This is a genomic window from Streptomyces sp. bgisy027 (assembly GCF_057710365.1).
In genome coordinates this window covers 26,057-41,899 of record NZ_JBYIVZ010000060.1, presented here as the reverse complement: position 1 = coordinate 41,899, position 15,843 = coordinate 26,057, and the positions used below count along the sequence as shown (strand labels likewise).

Below are 15,843 nucleotides of genomic sequence, written 5' to 3'. Positions count from 1 at the left end.
TACCCTCGGGCGCATGACCCCTCAGCCAGATCCCGAGGTCGGCGCCGCCGTGAAGGCCGCGGACCGCGCGCATGTGTTCCACTCCTGGTCCGCCCAGGAACTCATCGACCCGCTCGCCGTCGCCGGTGCGGAGGGTTCGTACTTCTGGGACTACGACGGCAAGCGGTACCTCGACTTCACCAGCGGGCTCGTCTACACCAACATCGGCTACCAGCACCCCGAGGTCGTCGCCGCGATCCAGGAGCAGGCCGCGCGGATGACGACGTTCGCGCCGGCGTTCGCGGTCGAGGCGCGCTCGGAGGCGGCGCGGCTGATCGCCGAGCGGACGCCGGGCGACCTCGACAAGATCTTCTTCACCAACGGCGGCGCCGACGCGATCGAGCACGCCGTGCGGATGGCCCGGCTGCACACCGGGCGGCCGAAGGTCCTGTCGGCCTACCGGTCGTACCACGGCGGCACCCAGCAGGCCGTGAACATCACCGGTGACCCGCGCCGCTGGGCCTCCGACAGCGCCGCGGCCGGTGTCGTGCACTTCTGGGCACCCTTCCTCTACCGCTCCCGCTTCTACGCCGAGACCGAGGAGCAGGAGTGCGCGCGGGCGCTGGAGCACCTGGAGACGACGATCGCCTTCGAGGGGCCGGCGACCATCGCCGCGATCGTCCTGGAGACGATCCCGGGGACGGCCGGGATCATGCTGCCGCCGGCCGGCTACCTCGCGGGCGTCCGGGAGATCTGCGACAAGTACGGGATCGTCTTCGTCCTCGACGAGGTCATGGCCGGGTTCGGGCGCACCGGTGAATGGTTCGCCGCGGACCTCTTCGACGTGACGCCGGACCTGATGACCTTCGCCAAGGGCGTGAACTCCGGGTACGTGCCGCTGGGCGGCGTCGCCATCTCCGGGGCGATCGCGGAGACGTTCGCGACGCGGCCCTACCCGGGTGGTCTGACGTACTCGGGCCATCCGCTGGCCTGTGCCGCCGCCGTCGCGACGATCCAGGTCATGGCCGAGGAGGGCGTCGTCCAGAACGCCGCGCGGCTGGGTGCCGACGTGGTGGGCCCGGCGCTGCGGGAGCTCGCCGAGCGGCACCCGTCCGTCGGCGAGGTGCGGGGCGTCGGGATGTTCTGGGCGCTCGAACTGGTGCGGAACCGGGAGACCCGGGAGCCGCTGGTGCCCTACAACGCGGCCGGTGCGGCGAACGCCCCGATGGCGGCGTTCGGCGCGGCCGCGAAGGCCGCCGGGCTGTGGCCGTTCATGAACATGAACCGCACGCATGTCGTGCCGCCGTGCAACGTCGGTGAGGCGGAGCTCAAGGAAGGACTGGCGGCCCTGGACACCGCCCTGGCCGTGGCGGACGAGTACACGGAGTAGGTCCGAGCAGGTCCGGCGACCGAGAAGATCGAGGTCGTCGCAGAAACGTCGCCCCGAATCCGAACGACTAAGGTGGCGTGCTCGTAGACATATACGTGCACGCCACCTCATCGCGACGACGGGAGACGCCCCGACCATGCCCGGCACCGGCGGCAACGGCTCTGTCACGCGAAGTACCCTGCGCCAGCAGATCGCGGACGCGCTGCGGGACGAGGTACTGGCCGGGCGCCTCCAGGCGGGCCGCGAATTCACCGTCAAGGAGATCGCCGAGCAGTACGGCGTCTCCGCGACCCCGGTTCGCGAGGCACTCGTCGACCTCTCGGCGCAGGGTCTGCTGGAGGCCGACCAGCACCGCGGCTTCCGGGTCCACGAGTACTCCGTGGCGGACTACCGGGGCATCGTCGAGGCCCGCGGCCTGGTCACCAACGGCATGTTCCAGGTCCTGGCCACCGACCGCTCCAGCCACCGGGATCCCGACAACCCGCGCGTCGCCGCGGCGGTGGCCGGGGTACGCCGCCGCGCCGAGGAGGCCGAGCGCGCCGCCACGGCCGGGGACCTCACCGTTCTCATCGGCTACGACCTGCGCTTCTGGCGCGAGCTCGGCGCTCTCTTCGGCAACGCCTACCTCTCCGACTTCCTGCACCGGCTGCGGGTGCAGTCCTGGGTCTGCGCGGTCCAGCATCTGCGCCGCCTGGACGATCTGCGCGGCCATCTGTGGGCCCGCCACACCGACCTCGTCGACGCGCTGATGCAGCGCGACCTGCCCACGGCCCGCCACATCGTCGCCGCCCACGACGCGGACTCGGTCGCCCTGATCGAGCGACTGGCGGCCGGGTGAGCCACGAGCGGGAGCCGACGGCACCTCTCGCCCGACCCGAGACTCCCGCCCGACGCAAGACTCCCGCGCTGCCCCAGAACCCCGGCCCGCCCGAGACTCCCGACACACCCACAACCCCCGGCCCGCCCGAGACTCCCGCCCGACCCAGGACTCCCGCGCTGCCCCAGAACCCCGGCCCGCCCGAGACTCCCGACACACCCACAGCCCCCGGCCCGCCCGAGGCTGCCGCCCTGCCCGAGGCCGCCGGCCTGCCTGAGGTTCCCGGCCTCTCCGTCGTCATCCCCGCCTACAACGAACGGCACCGCCTCACCCCCACCCTCGACGCCCTCGCCGCCTACCTCTCGGCGGACGAACCCCGCTGGGGCTCCTGGGAGATCGTCGTCGCCGACGACGGTTCCAGCGACGGCACCGGCGACCTCGTCACCGCCCGCCGGGACCCCCGCATCCGTCTGGTCACCGGCGAGGGCAACCGCGGCAAGGGCCACGCCCTGCGCCTCGGTGTCGCCGTCTCCCGCGGGCGCCGTGTGCTGGTCACGGACGCCGATCTCGCGACGCCGATCGACGAGCTGGAACGGCTCGACAAGGCGCTCGGCGAGGGCGAGGGCGACTGCGCGGCGATCGGCTCCCGTTCGGTCCCCGGCGCCACGATCGGCTCCCGCCAGCACCGGGTGCGCGAACTGCTGGGCCGCGCGGGCAACGCGCTCATACGCCGTACCGCCCTGCCCGGCATCCACGACACCCAGTGCGGCTTCAAGCTCTACGACGGCGACCGGGCCCGCGAGGCGTACGCCGCCTCCCGCGTCAACGGCTGGGGCATAGACGTGGAGGTGCTGCGGCATCTGCGCGACGCCGGGCTGCCCGTCGCCGAGGTCCCCGTCCACTGGTCCCACCGGCCCGGCTCGAAGGTCGGCCCCCTCGACTACGTCCGCGCACTGACCGAGATCACCCGCATCGCCGCCCGCTCCGTACGCCCCGCCGACGTCTTCGCACCCTTCCTCTTCCTGCTGCTGTCGGTGGCCCTGTACTCCGGCCGCTTCTTCGACCCGGCCGGCCGCTACCTCCCCGACTCGCTGCGCGACCAGAACCAGTGGGAGTGGTTCTTCGCGGTCACGGCCGACAACGTCGCCCACCTCCGCAATCCCCTGTTCACCGACCTCCAGGGCTTCCCCGACGGCGTGAACCTCATGGCCAACACGGTCATGCTCGGCATGTCCGTCCCCCTGGCGCCCCTCACCCTGGCCGCCGGTCCCGCGGTCACCCTCAGCCTGGTCATGGCGCTCGGCCTCGCCGCCACCGCGGCCGCCTGGTACTGGCTGATCGTCAAGTACCTGGCCCGCAGCCGCATCGCGGCCTTCCTCGGCGCCGCTCTGGCCGCGTTCGCGCCGCCGATGGTCAGCCACGCCCACGCACACCCCAACTTCGTGGTGCTGTTCATGGTCCCGCTGATCATCGACCGCGCCCTGCGCCTGTGCGCGGGCACCCGGGTCGTCCGGGACGGAGTGGTCCTCGGCCTGATGGCGGCCTACCAGGTCTTCCTGGGCGAGGAGCCGTTGCTGCTGACAGCGCTGGGCATGCTGCTGTTCGCGGCCGCCTACGCCGTCGTACGCCGGGACGCGGCACGGGAGGCCCGGCGGCCGCTGCTGCGGGGCGTCCTCATCGGCGCCGCCGTCTGCCTCCCCCTCATCGTCTACCCACTGGTCTGGCAGTTCGCCGGGCCGCAGAGCTACACCGGCATCGAGCACAACCCCCGCTCCTTCAACAGCCCGCTCGCCCTGCTCTCCTTCGCCGAGCGCTCATGGCTCGCGGGCGACGCCGACACCGCGAAGGCGCTGGCCTTCAACACCACCGAACAGAACGCCTTCTACGGCTGGCCGCTGGCCCTGCTCGCCCTCGCGATCGTCGTACGGCTCCGGAAGCAGGCCCCGGTCGGAGCGCTGGCGTGCACGGCGGTGGCCGCGGCCTTCCTGTCCCTCGGGCGGGAGTTCCGCATCCCGCTGACCGGCATCACTCTCCCCGGCCCCTGGGAACTCCTCGCCGACAAGCCGTTGTTCGAGGCGGTCATCGAGAGCCGGGTCGCGATGATCTGCGCGCCCGCGCTGGGCATGCTGCTCGCCGTCGCCGTGGACCGGCTGCTCGCGGTACGCCCCCCGGTCGCCCGCTACGTCGGCCTGCTGGGCGTCGCCCTCGCCCTGCTCCCGCTGGTCCCGGCCCCGCTCAGGGCGGTCGACCGTGCCGAGGTGCCGCCCTTCATCGCGGACGGGACCTGGACGTCGTACGTCCGCGAGGGCGAGTCGCTCGTGCCGGTGCCGCTGCCCGACCCCTCGGACGCGGAGGCCCTGCACTGGCAGACCGAGGCCGGCCTCGGCTTCAAGCTGCCGGGCGGCTATTTCAACGGCCCCTACGGCGACGAACGCCTCGGCATCTACGGCGCCGAGCCCCGCTTCACCTCCAACCTGCTGCGTGAGGTGCGCAACACGGGCGAGATCCCGCCCGTCAACGACTCCTGGCGCGAGCAGGCACGGGTGGACCTTGCGTACTGGAAGGCGGGCGTGCTGGTGCTGGCCCCGCAGCCCAACGACTCCGCCCTGCGCACGACTGTGGAAAAGCTGGTGGGCGTGTCCGGTAAGTGGGTCGGCGGAGTATGGGTATGGGACCTGCACGAGGGGACCCGTCCTCGCGCCGCACCGATTACCCTGCCCTGACCGACGTGCTACGCCGAGCTGTGCGAGGAGCCCTCTTTTGGCCTGTGACCTGTGGCTGGTACCGCTTGTCGACGTGTTGTGCCACACCCCCGACAACCCGTTCGCCGAGGAACTCGCGCAATACAACAAGGTGCTCGCCGAGGCCGGGCTGCCACCGGTGCCGGTGTACCAGTACATGCCGGGCCTGTCCGGCGACGTCGCCCCGGTCGCCGGGTTCGACTACGACGCGCTGCACTTCCTGCGCCGTGCCTATCTGCTCCAGGTCTGCGGGCTCGCCGTCACCCCGGTCGACGAACTGGGCGGTGACTACGAGCAGCTCCTGGAGATGTTCGAGTCGACGGCCAAGCAGTCGCATCTGGTCTGGCACTACGACCACGCGGGCGCCTACGTCCCGGTCGACTTCCCCGGCCCGCTCTCCAACGACGAACTCCTCGCGGGCGGCGGCCCCCTGGGCTCCGCGCAGGCGCTCCTGCGCGAGCTGGAGTTCGTGGCCCCGGTGATCGGCATCGACCCGGCCAACCCGCCGGCGGCACCGCAGGCCCCGCTCGCGCCCACGGCCCTGGAGGAACCGGCCGTCGCCGCCCCCTACGACCCGAGCCCCTTCGCCCGCGAACGGCACGTCTGGCTGGGCCTGCACGCGGCGGCGACCCGGAGTCTGGCCCAGGGCTCCATGATCGTCTTCAGCTGACTTACTTGAGCTGGGACAGGCCCTTCTGGAGGTCGTCGAGGTTCATCACCGGCGTGTAGTCCACGGCGGCGCCGAACCTCTGGAAGAGCTGCTCGGTGACCGACGGCATCTGGGAGGTGTCCTGCATGTCGAAGACGAGGAACACCGAGCGGACGCCGTTGTCAGGGCCGAAGTAGGCGGCCTCCGGCTTGAACGCTTCCATGACCTCCTGCATCAGCTGGGGCATCTTGCCGCTGCGGATGATCTCGTTCGTCTTCTCGGTGTCGAGATGGGCCTGGAGCAGCACACGCATGACGTTCACCTTCTTCCGGGTCGCCCCCTGCGATCTCACGCTAGGGGCGCCGCGCGGGGGCCGCCCGCTCAGTACTCCATCGGAGGCGGGCGGAAGGGGGACACCCGGTCGGCGCCCCCTTCGAGGCTCGTCAGTTCTGCTCGACGATACGGATGGTGCGGATCCCCGTACCCCGGTAGCGGGTCGGCGTCCTGGTCAGGACAGGACGTCCGCGCGGCCACTCGACGGTGGGCAGGGCGAGACGGAGCACCTGCGCGCCACTCCAGTCCGGCTCGTCCTTGCCCTCGTCGTCGACACCGGCCGTCCGCAGGCGTTTACCCACGGCGGCAGCGGCCGAGAAGTCGAGCGCCTCGACATTGACCGACGACAGCGAGGCGAGGTGCTCGGCGACCCCGGCCCGCTCACGCTCGGCGGCGGCGAGGCTGAGTGCCGGGATGTAGACCCGCAGGGCGGGATCCTTCTCGGCCTCGACCACGAGCCGCGAGGCCATGATGTTCCCCCCGCCGAGGGCGAGCGCGGCCGTGTCGTCGAAGATGACGGCACGCGGCAGCGGGTACCGCTCCTCGTCCGTCACTGGACCTCCCCGATGCGCCCGGCTTCCAGGTCGGCCCACAGCTTCTCGCCGGCCTTCTCGTCCTCGTCGGTGTACGGCCTGCCCAGGAAGTGCTCCTCGACGTACGCCTTGGTCTCCTCGTACCGCTTGCGCAGCTCTTCCTTGGTCGGTGTGGCCCCGGCCAGCTCCGCCACGAAGTCCCGCATGCTCATCCCGCGCTCCCGGGCCAGCTCCTGGAGACGGTCTCGGACAGCGGGGTCGACCTTGATCGTGGTGTCAGCCATGAGCACAGTATACCGGCGGTATACCACCTCGGGGCGTTCGAGTGTGAGGGCCATCGGCACTCCGTTCCTTTCGATGGACCCGGCGCGCGGATGCGGGACCGGGAGTCTTCCTGGGCCTACGCGGGGGCGACCCGCCTCTTCAGCAGGCCCCGGAGCAGCCCGCCACCCGGGCGGCGACAGTCGACCTCAACGGCCGTGACCGGAACGGGAGTCGATCGCTCCGGACACCCGCTCACCAGGCACGCCTCGATGTGCGCGGCCGCCGAGATCACCGGCCCCGGCCAGTCGTAGGCCAGCGCCGCCCGCACCCTCGCGCTGCTGACCCCCCGCTCCCACCACCGCTCCACCAGCGGCGCGAGCCGCAGCGCCTCCGCGGCGTCGAGGGTGAGCCGGGGGTCGATGCGTCCGAGCGAGAGGAGCAGGTGCGCGGCACGCACGGTCATCCTGGTCGGCGCGTCGAGACTCGGAACTTTTTCGGTTTCACCCGTTTGTGGCGCGACCTCGTACGGGGCATCGAACACCTCGTAAACGACGCGGAGTTGCCGTGCCGACCGGCCCTCACCGTCCTCGCACACCACCCGCCGCAGATACCGGAGTTCCTCCAGCTCACGCAGGGCGGCGACGATCCCCGACCGCCTCTCGACGCTCGGTGCGGCCAGTGCGCGCAGGGTGACGCGGGCGTGGTTCGGGAGGGCCAGCAGGTACGTCAGTACGCTCACCGCACGCCATGAGATGCTCCGGTCGCGGAGTAGGGCGGCAGAGAAGCCTGAAAAGACGCGCGCAGGCGTCGTACGATGAGTGCACATCCGGAGCTGTTCTCTCCTGGGTGTCGAGCCCCCGGGTGTTGGCGCACCGCGGGGGCATTCCTGTTGGCGTGACTCTAAGGCCACGCAGAGCGACGATTGCAAGTCGGAACCACCTTTTCCCAGGCGGAAGTTCGCGTTCTTCACTCCTGCGAGTGAAGGGCGGTGCACAGCAGCAGCGTGTGGACGAGGCGGTCGGGGGCAGCGGGGCGGTAACGCCAACTCAATGGCCAGGTGAGGCCATTGAGAGCGGGTACCGGGATGTACGAGACATGCCCCGGGCCGGCGACGAAACGGGTCACTCCGTCGGGCCAGGCGCGGTGGGACGTACTGCCGACGGGCACCAGGAAGTAGAGCCCGCGTCGCCCGGTCGCCGTCTCGACGATCGGCCCCGGATCACCGCCGGTCATGCGGGCCAGCCGGTCGGCGACGTCCCGCCCTTCCTCGCCGTCGATCCTGATCGCGTCGAACTGGACGCCCGCCTTGCGGAGTTGAACACCGGCTGCCGGGAGCCAGGTCAGGTCACTTTGCGCATTCACGGGGTCAGCTTGCGGGTGCGGAGCTAGCTTGATCCATGACTTTGCGTGTCCGGTTGAACACGGTTGATTACCGGCGTCCGCGAGTTGTGACCGGTTGAGTTCGGTTGAGTTCGGAGGTGACCGCAATGGCGCGGGCGGAGAACAAGACGGAGGCAGGCGGTACGGCCCATCTGGTCGCCGCCCTGGCGAAGGCGTTGCGGGAGCAACACGGGCTGACCCAGCCACAGTTGGGAGACAAGCTCGGGTACACGGCAGCGGCGGTGAGCGCGATGGAGACGTGTGCGCAGCCCGCGAGCGATCAGATGCTGGTGAAGTTGGAGGCGGAGATCGGTGGTGGGCTGGGAGTCTTCGAGAAGGCCCGTAAATGGATACTGCTGGAGAAATACCCGGCCCGTTTCCGGGGGTTCTCGGAGCTGGAGGCGGGGGCGGTCACGCTGTGTTCGTACCAGACGCTGATCGTCGACGGACTGTTCCAGACCGAGGACTACGCACGGGCGCTGATCGGCGGCAGCTATCCGCCCGTATCCGAGCGGAGACGCGAGGAACTGGTGGAAGCCCGGCTGGCCCGCCGGGCGATCTTCGACCGGGACCCGGCCCCGCACATCGAGTTGATCCTCGAAGAGAGCGTGCTGCGGCGGCCGTTCGGCAACTGGGATGTCATGGGCGGGCAACTGCGCTCACTGGCCGAGGACGCCCGGAGAGGCAACGTCTTCGTGCAGGTGTTGCCCTTGAATCGTGGGCTGCACGGAACATACGCGGGCGATCGCGGCGCCATGCAGGTTGTGGAGACCAAGGACCACGAGCACGTCGTCTACATGGAGATCGAGGACCAGGGCATCCTGGTCAACGATCCGGCGGAGGTGTCCCATCTCGCGCGCCGCTATGCGAATATCCGTGCGCAGGCCCTGAGTCCCGACGAATCACTGTCCTTCATCGAGCAGTTGGCAGGAGAGGAACGATGACCGGCACCGGAAGCCTTCGCTGGTTCAAGTCGAGCTACAGCGACGGGGGCGGTGGCCAGTGCGTCGAAGTCGCCTACGCCTGGCGCAAGTCCTCGTACAGCGACGGCGGCGGTGGCCACTGCGTCGAAGTCGCCCCCTGCCCCCACCCCACCCCCACCATCCACATACGCGACTCCAAGAACTCCGACGGCCCGAATCTCACCGTCTCCGGCGGGGCCTGGGCCGCCTTCCTCGCGCTCCCGGCCACACCCCCCACCCCCTGACCCAAAACACGTATCACTTTCCCAAAACCCGTCACATCTTTCCCGACCACACCCCCACCCCCCGGGGGATCCGCAGGCGACTGCCCGGCGGTTGCCCGCCCGCATGCGCGACGCTGGTCGGCATGACTGGATCCCCCCATGTCAAGGCGCCGCCCGGCACGGGCACCGTGTACCGGGCGACCCTTGAAGCGCTGGCACAGTACGGGCCGCGGCGTGCCGGGATGACGCAGATCGCGCGCCTGGCCGACACGAACCGGCCCTTTCTCTACCGGAACTGGGCGAGTCGCGATGCCCTGATCCGGGAAGCCACACAGCTTGAGCTGAGGCGTCTGCTGTTCGTGGCCCGCGAGGTGCCGGACACCGTGCCGCCCCGGTGCCGGCAGGCGCACTTCGTGGTGCGCGCCGCGCGCCTGCTGCGGGAACATCCCGTCGTCGGGACGACGGCCCGCACCGCCCCGGAGCTGGTGCACACCGCTGTCCTGCGGCCGGTCAGCGACTGGCACACGACGGCATGGCTCTGGCTGCGCGAGCATGTGACAGGCCACATCAAGGCACCGGCCGAACGCGACAGCGTCACCCTGGCGGTACTCACCACAGCGCTGCCTTACGCCCTTACGCCCTCCGCGAATCCCTCGGATCCCGAGGAGCGCGCCGCCGTCGACGCCCGGTTGAGCACCGCCGTACACCTTTGCCTGGCGGTCGGGGCGCCGTGCGCGGCACCCCGACCGCCGTCTCCTACAGGAACGAGTTGATCTCGATCGTCTCGTCCCGGCCCGGGCCCACGCCGATCGCGGAGATCGGGGCGCCGGACATCTCCTCCAGCGCCTTGACGTAGTTCTGGGCGTTCTTCGGCAGGTCGGAGAACGACTTCGCCCCGGTGATGTCCTCGGACCAGCCCGGCAGGGTCTCGTAGACCGGCTTGGCGTGGTGGAAGTCGGTCTGCGAGTACGGGAGTTCCTCGACGCGCTTGCCGTCGATCTCGTACGCCACGCAGACCGGGATCTGCTCCCAGCCGGTGAGGACGTCGAGCTTGGTGAGGAAGAAGTCGGTGAGGCCGTTGACGCGGGTCGCGTAGCGGGCGATCACCGCGTCGAACCAGCCGCAGCGACGGTCACGGCCGGTCGTCACGCCCCGCTCGCCGCCGATCCGGCGCAGCGCCTCGCCGTCCTCGTCGAACAGCTCCGTCGGGAACGGGCCCGCGCCGACACGGGTCGTGTACGCCTTGAGGATGCCGATGACGCGGCTGATCTTCGTGGGGCCCACGCCCGCGCCCGTGCACGCACCACCGGCGGTGGGGTTGGAGGACGTGACGAAGGGATAGGTCCCGTGGTCGATGTCGAGCAGGGTGCCCTGGCCGCCCTCGAAGAGGACCACCTTGTCGTCCTCCAGCGCCTGGTTGAGAACCAGGACGGTGTCGGCGACGTAGGGCCTGACCTTCTCGGCGTAGCCCAGCAGCTCCTCGACGACCTGCTCGACGGCGATCGCGCGCCGGTTGTAGAGCTTGGTGAGGACCTGGTTCTTGACGTCGAGGGCCGCCTCGACCTTCTGCGTCAGGATCGACTCGTCGTACAGGTCCTGGACGCGGATGCCGACGCGGTTGATCTTGTCGGCGTAGGTCGGGCCGATGCCGCGCCCGGTGGTGCCGATCTTCCGCTTGCCGAGGAAGCGTTCCGTCACCTTGTCCACCGTCACGTTGTAAGGCGTGATGATGTGCGCGTTTCCGCTGATCAGGAGCTTGGACGTGTCGACGCCACGCTCGTTCAGACCGCTCAGCTCGGAGAGCAGGACCGACGGGTCGACGACGACGCCGTTGCCGATGACCGGGGTGCACCCCGGCGAGAGGATGCCGGAGGGGAGAAGGTGGAGGGCATACTTCTGGTCGCCGACGACGACCGTGTGGCCGGCGTTGTTGCCGCCCTGATAGCGGACCACGTAGTCGACGGATCCGCCGAGCAGGTCGGTGGCCTTCCCTTTACCCTCGTCACCCCACTGAGCACCGAGCAGCACAAGTGCGGGCACGCGCGTACACCCCTTCCGGGCGGGGCATGTCCAAGGTCAGGGGCGCACGCGTAAGGTATGCCGCCGCGTGCACCACTACCGGCTGCGACCGTCATTGGCCGCGCACCGTCGGACCGGATGGCCCCGGAATAGACGAAGCCCCTGGCGCAATAGCGCAAGGGGCTCTTGCACAAAGATGCTACCCGAGGAAGCGAGGCATGGCCGAGGTGGCGACTTTCGCGATGTCCGATCAGCTGCTTGTGGTGATCGATCCGATCGCCCGGAGGACGGACGGCGAGTCCGTCAGGATCGCGAAAGACGTGCTCAGCGCGGGTGCGGTGACCAAAGTGTGCCTGCCGGAGGGTCCGGACGAATTCGCCAGGGCGCTGGCGCGGAGAGGCGCCCGACGGCCGGTGGTCGTCGGCGACGACGGGGCGCTGACGCGCGCGGTGGCGCTGCTGCACCGGCAGCGGCAGCTGGCCGAATGCGCACTGTCGGTGGTGCCGGTGGGCGGTGCGCTGTCGCTGGCCGGATCCCTGGGGGTGCCGACGGGGGCGGTCGCGGCGGCGCGGGCGGTGCTGGACGGCGTGGAGCGGCGTCTGGACCTGCTCGTGGACGACAGCGACGGCGTGGTGCTGGGCGGGCTGCGCATCCCTCCGATACGGGACCCGGCCGCGCCGGACGGGGCCACCGCGGTGGGCCCGGGCGGCGGACGGCCGTGGCTGCGGACGTGCCAGTCGCTGGTACGGACGCTGGTGCCGCCGAAGGGCTCGTCCCCGGCCGCCTCCCCCGGGCCGTCGCGGCTGCGTGTCGAGGTGGACGGGGCGACGCTGGTGGATCTCGACCAGCCGGTGGACGCGTTGTCGGTGACGCCGGGGCTCGCGGGCCTGGCGGAGGTGGAGGTACGGCCGGCGTCGGTGGGCGCGGAGGCGTCCCCGCTGCGCGCCGAGGGCCGCACGGTGACGGTGTCGGGGGCGCACTTCCGCTACCGCGCCGACACGGCGGTCTCCGGGCCGGTGCGCAGACGGACGTGGACGGTGGGGGAGGGCGCGCTGCGACTGGTGCTGCCGGGCCGGTGAGGCTCTACGGGGCGCCCAGGCCGAAGGTCTTGCCCTGGTGTTCGCGCCAGCGTTCCATCAGCTTGCCGATCTCGCCCTCCAGGTACTCGAAGAAGGCCAGCGTCTCGGCGATGCGCTGCCCGCCCGGCGTCGCCGGGCCGAGGCTGTCGACGCCCTCGCGCAGGGTCTGGCTCCAGCGCCTGAGGATGGCGTCGCGGTTGGTCAGCGCCTCGTACCACTGGTCGCTGTGCACCCGGTAGCGCTCGCGCCGTGAGCCCGGTTCGCGCTCGCGGGAGACCATGTGGACCTGGGCGAGGTAGCGCACCGCGCCGGAGATCGCGGCGGGGCTGACCTGGAGCTGTTCGCCGAGTTCGGCGGAGCTCATGGTGCCGGAGTCGGACGCGAGGAGCGCGGCGAACACGCGTGCGGCCATGCGCTGCATCCCGGCCTCGACGAGCTGCGCGGCGAAGGCCTCCACGAACTTCGACACCGCCTCGGGGTCCCGTCCCGCCTCACTCGGTTCCATCATTCGTAGATCATCTCCCTGCGTCCACCGAGCTCCGCGCTGCCCCCGAGTCTATCCGCGATTTATACGCTTCCTTAACTTCACAAATTTCTGAAGGAAGCGTACGTTCTGAACCATGACGAAGGCAATCACCGTCTCCGGACTGCACAAGTCGTTCGGCAAGACGCACGCCCTGGACGGCCTCGACCTGGACGTCGAGACGGGCGAGGTCCACGGCTTCCTCGGCCCGAACGGCGCCGGCAAGTCCACCACCATCCGCGTCCTGCTCGGCCTGCTGCGGGCCGATGCCGGTGGCGCCCAGGTGCTCGGCCGCGACCCCTGGACCGACGCGGTCGAGGTGCACCGCCGGATCGCCTACGTGCCGGGTGACGTGACGCTGTGGCGGAACCTGTCGGGCGGTGAGGTCATCGATCTCTACGGCCGGCTGCGCGGAGGTCTGGACGCGGGGCGCCGCGCCGAGCTCGTCGAGCGCTTCGAACTCGACCCCACCAAGAAGGGCCGCACCTACTCCAAGGGCAACCGGCAGAAGGTCGCCCTCGTCGCCGCCTTCGCCTCGGACGTGGACCTGCTGATCCTCGACGAGCCGACCTCGGGCCTGGACCCGCTGATGGAGGAGGTCTTCCAGCGCTGCGTGGAGGAGGAGCGCGACCGCGGCCGGACGATCCTGCTGTCCTCGCACATCCTCAGCGAGGTCGAGGAGCTCTGCGACCGGGTCAGCATCATCCGCAGGGGCCGTACCGTCGAGAGCGGTTCGCTGGCCGACCTGCGGCACCTGACACGCACGAGCGTCACCGCCGACCTGGCCGGTCCGCCCAACGGCCTGTCGCGTCTGCCCGGCGTCCACGACCTCGACGTCCACGGCCACCGCGTACGGCTCCAGGTCGACACCGACAAGCTCGACGCCGTCCTGCGCACGCTCAGCGAGTCCGGCGTACGGTCGCTGACCTCGACGCCGCCGACGCTGGAGGAGCTGTTCCTGCGGCACTACCAGGCCGACACGGACGAGGTGGCCGCCCGATGACGGCCACCGCCTTCGGGGTACGGCCCGGCGGTCCGCGCCAGCTCGCCGGCACCGCAACCCTGCTGCGCTTCGCCCTGCGCCGCGACCGGGTGATGATCCCGGTGTGGGTGGCGGTGAACGCGATGATGATCCTCTCCATGCCGAACACGCTGGAGAACCTGTACGCCACCCCGGCCGACCGCGCCAACCTGGTGCAGGACACCACGGCCAACGCCTCCTTCCGCGCGCTGATCGGCCCCGTCTTCGACGACTCGATCGGCGCCCTGACGGCCTGGCGGGTCGGCGTCTACGCCGGTGCGCTCGCGGCCGTGGTCAGCATGCTGCTCGTCGTACGGCACACCCGGGACGAGGAGGAGAGCGGCCGTCAGGAGCTGGTCGCGTCCGGGATGGTGGGCCGCCGGGCTTCCCTGACGGCCGCCCTGCTGACGGCCGTGGTCGCGAACGCCGTACTGGCCCTGCTGGTCACGGCCGGACTCGCGGGCCAGGGCGCCACGGGGGGCGCTGGCACTCGGGCTCGGGCTCGCGGGGGTCGGCATGGTCTTCGCCACGCTGGCGGCGATCGTCGCGCAGTTCACCGAGAGCGCGCGGCTGGCGCGAGGACTGACGGCGGGGCTGCTGGGCGCCGCGTTCGTGCTGCGCGCCGCCGGCGACTCGGCGTCGGACGACGGCTCGTCCGCGCTGACGTGGGCGTCGCCGCTGGGCTGGCTGGAGAACCTGCGGCCGTTCGCGAGCGAGCGCTGGTGGGTGCTGCTGCTGTTCGCGGGGGCGGCCCTGGTGCAGGGCGTGGTGGCGTACGAACTCGCCGGGCGCCGGGACGTGGGGATGAGCTTCCTGCCCGCCCGTCCGGGCCCCGCGCTCGGCCGCCTCGGCACGGCGGGCGCGCTGGCCTGGCGGCTCCAGCGCGGCAGCGTGCTCGGCTGGAGCATCGGCTTCTTCCTCGCCGGGGTCGTCTACGGCGGCCTGACCGACGGGGTGGCCGACCTGGTCGGCGACAACGACAACGCGCGGCAGATCTTCGAGCGCATGGGCGGCCAGGAAGGGCTGACGGACGCGTTCCTGGCGTCGATGGTCGGCATGCTGGGCCTGATCGCGGCCCTCTACGTGGTGGCGTCGGTCCTGCGGCTGCACGGCGAGGAGACCTCGATGCGGGCCGAGCCGATCCTGGCGAACGCGGTGGGCCGCCTCCGCTGGGCCGCCGGTCACCTCGTGATCGCCTTCGCCGGCTCGGCCCTGATCATGCTCCTCGCCGGACTGGGCTTCGCCGTCGGCTACGGCAAGGAGACCGGCCCGATCCTGGGCGCCTGTCTGGTCCAGCTCCCCGCGGTCTGGGTCGTCGGCGGCCTGGCGGTCCTGCTGTACGGCCTGTTCCCCGGGGCGGCGATGGCGGCGTGGGCGGTGGCCGGTGCGGTCCTGCTGATCGGCTGGGTGGGCCCCGCGCTGGACGTACCGCAGGCCGTGCTGGATCTGTCCCCCTTCGGCCATCTGCCGAAGCTGCCGGGCGGCGGGATGGAGTGGGGACCGGTGCTGTTCCTGCTGACGCTGGCGGCGGGACTGGTCGCGGCCGGGCTGGCGGGGTTGCGGCGTCGGGACATGACGACCTGACCGGCCGGAACGGCCCACGGCCCCTCCCCGGTGCAGAACCGGGGAGGGGCCCGGCGCGTCCCTGTGGTCATGGGCCGAGGAGATCAACGCACGCTGCACACCGCCCTGACCTGCGGCGGATGCCTGCTGTCGGCGCTGGGCTCGACGGCGGCCACACTTCTCTGGGCCTCCACGGACCGCACCCGCCGACACCTGGGCGCGGGCTTCGAGGGCGAGGGCACCGACTACGTCGCCGCCCTGACCGAACTGCCCCTGGTCGCCGCGGCCGGAGCACTGATACCGGCGCTGGCCTGCGCGCTCGCCCTCCGTCTGACGCGCCGCCGGAAGGACTGAACGCACCCGCCT

General features: G+C 71.0%; 17 protein-coding genes and 1 pseudogene. 11 read left to right on the top strand and 7 right to left on the bottom strand.

The genetic code is table 11. The features are described 5' to 3' along the window. Positions 1-13 precede the first annotated feature (13 nt). From AC3ETA_RS40305 to AC3ETA_RS40290, 4 genes are all read left to right on the top strand, one after another. Positions 14-1,369, top strand: a complete 1,356-nt coding sequence (locus AC3ETA_RS40305) for an aspartate aminotransferase family protein (protein ID WP_432197869.1) — start codon at positions 14-16, stop codon at positions 1,367-1,369. A 136-nt stretch (positions 1,370-1,505) separates the two neighbouring features. Further along, complete coding sequence (locus AC3ETA_RS40300) at positions 1,506-2,207, top strand: GntR family transcriptional regulator (RefSeq protein ID WP_432197868.1); 702 nt, start codon at positions 1,506-1,508, stop codon at positions 2,205-2,207. Between the two features lie 230 nt (positions 2,208-2,437). Further along, positions 2,438-4,909: a dolichyl-phosphate beta-glucosyltransferase gene (locus AC3ETA_RS40295; protein ID WP_432197885.1), complete on the top strand. Its 2,472-nt coding sequence runs from the start codon at positions 2,438-2,440 to the stop codon at positions 4,907-4,909. Positions 4,910-4,946: 37 nt separating this feature from the next. Further along, the gene (locus AC3ETA_RS40290; RefSeq protein WP_030948417.1) at positions 4,947-5,597 is read left to right on the top strand and encodes a phospholipase D-like domain-containing protein; all 651 of its coding nucleotides are present in this window, start codon (positions 4,947-4,949) and stop codon (positions 5,595-5,597) included. A gap of 1 nt (position 5,598) precedes the next feature. Here AC3ETA_RS40290 and AC3ETA_RS40285 read toward each other — a convergent pair whose 3' ends face one another. From AC3ETA_RS40285 to AC3ETA_RS40265, 5 genes are all read right to left on the bottom strand, one after another. Next, positions 5,599-5,889, bottom strand: coding sequence for a hypothetical protein (locus AC3ETA_RS40285; protein ID WP_432197867.1), 291 nt, complete (start codon positions 5,887-5,889; stop codon positions 5,599-5,601). Positions 5,890-6,019: 130 nt separating this feature from the next. Then, positions 6,020-6,463, bottom strand: coding sequence for a PIN domain-containing protein (locus tag AC3ETA_RS40280; RefSeq protein ID WP_432197866.1), 444 nt, complete (start codon positions 6,461-6,463; stop codon positions 6,020-6,022). Next, complete coding sequence (locus tag AC3ETA_RS40275; protein WP_432197865.1) at positions 6,460-6,726, bottom strand: cupin domain-containing protein; 267 nt, start codon at positions 6,724-6,726, stop codon at positions 6,460-6,462. Before AC3ETA_RS40275 ends, AC3ETA_RS40280 begins: the two co-directional genes overlap by 4 nt. Positions 6,727-6,842: 116 nt before the next feature. Further along, on the bottom strand, positions 6,843-7,445 hold the full coding sequence (locus tag AC3ETA_RS40270) for a hypothetical protein (RefSeq protein ID WP_432197864.1): 603 nt from the start codon (positions 7,443-7,445) through the stop codon (positions 6,843-6,845). Between the two features lie 227 nt (positions 7,446-7,672). Continuing rightward, positions 7,673-8,068 carry a bifunctional DNA primase/polymerase gene (locus tag AC3ETA_RS40265; RefSeq protein WP_432197863.1) on the bottom strand — a complete coding sequence of 132 codons (396 nt, stop codon included), beginning with the start codon at positions 8,066-8,068 and terminating at the stop codon, positions 7,673-7,675. A gap of 116 nt (positions 8,069-8,184) precedes the next feature. Between AC3ETA_RS40265 and AC3ETA_RS40260 the strand changes: the two genes are divergently transcribed. The 3 genes from AC3ETA_RS40260 to AC3ETA_RS40250 all read left to right on the top strand — a co-directional run bounded on the left by AC3ETA_RS40260 (position 8,185) and on the right by AC3ETA_RS40250 (position 10,045). Next, positions 8,185-9,030 (top strand): helix-turn-helix domain-containing protein, encoded by an 846-nt coding sequence (locus AC3ETA_RS40260; RefSeq protein ID WP_432197862.1) that lies wholly within the window; start codon positions 8,185-8,187, stop codon positions 9,028-9,030. Beyond that, positions 9,027-9,293, top strand: coding sequence for a DUF397 domain-containing protein (locus AC3ETA_RS40255; protein WP_432197861.1), 267 nt, complete (start codon positions 9,027-9,029; stop codon positions 9,291-9,293). The genes AC3ETA_RS40260 and AC3ETA_RS40255 overlap by 4 nt, the downstream gene beginning before the upstream one ends. 122 nt (positions 9,294-9,415) lie before the next feature. Continuing rightward, the gene (locus tag AC3ETA_RS40250) at positions 9,416-10,045 is read left to right on the top strand and encodes a TetR/AcrR family transcriptional regulator (protein WP_432197860.1); all 630 of its coding nucleotides are present in this window, start codon (positions 9,416-9,418) and stop codon (positions 10,043-10,045) included. On the opposite strand, the gene AC3ETA_RS40245 is transcribed toward AC3ETA_RS40250, so the two are convergent. Continuing rightward, positions 10,029-11,312, bottom strand: a complete 1,284-nt coding sequence (locus AC3ETA_RS40245) for an adenylosuccinate synthase (RefSeq protein WP_432197859.1) — start codon at positions 11,310-11,312, stop codon at positions 10,029-10,031. The genes AC3ETA_RS40250 and AC3ETA_RS40245 overlap by 17 nt on opposite strands. Positions 11,313-11,509: 197 nt before the next feature. Here AC3ETA_RS40245 and AC3ETA_RS40240 point away from each other — a divergent pair, with 197 nt between their 5' ends. Next, the gene (locus AC3ETA_RS40240) at positions 11,510-12,370 is read left to right on the top strand and encodes a diacylglycerol kinase family protein (protein ID WP_432197858.1); all 861 of its coding nucleotides are present in this window, start codon (positions 11,510-11,512) and stop codon (positions 12,368-12,370) included. A gap of 4 nt (positions 12,371-12,374) precedes the next feature. Here AC3ETA_RS40240 and AC3ETA_RS40235 read toward each other — a convergent pair whose 3' ends face one another. Beyond that, positions 12,375-12,878, bottom strand: coding sequence for a GbsR/MarR family transcriptional regulator (locus tag AC3ETA_RS40235; protein WP_432197857.1), 504 nt, complete (start codon positions 12,876-12,878; stop codon positions 12,375-12,377). A gap of 112 nt (positions 12,879-12,990) precedes the next feature. On the opposite strand from AC3ETA_RS40235, the gene AC3ETA_RS40230 reads away from it, so the two are divergent. The 3 genes and pseudogenes from AC3ETA_RS40230 (at position 12,991) to AC3ETA_RS40220 (ending at position 15,831) form a co-directional block, all read left to right on the top strand. Next, complete coding sequence (locus AC3ETA_RS40230; protein WP_432197856.1) at positions 12,991-13,896, top strand: ABC transporter ATP-binding protein; 906 nt, start codon at positions 12,991-12,993, stop codon at positions 13,894-13,896. After that, positions 13,893-15,498 (top strand): annotated as a pseudogene (locus AC3ETA_RS40225) (ABC transporter permease). The gene AC3ETA_RS40230 and the pseudogene AC3ETA_RS40225 overlap by 4 nt, the downstream one beginning before the upstream one ends. 69 nt (positions 15,499-15,567) lie before the next feature. Beyond that, on the top strand, positions 15,568-15,831 hold the full coding sequence (locus AC3ETA_RS40220) for a hypothetical protein (protein ID WP_432197855.1): 264 nt from the start codon (positions 15,568-15,570) through the stop codon (positions 15,829-15,831). Positions 15,832-15,843: the final 12 nt, after the last annotated feature.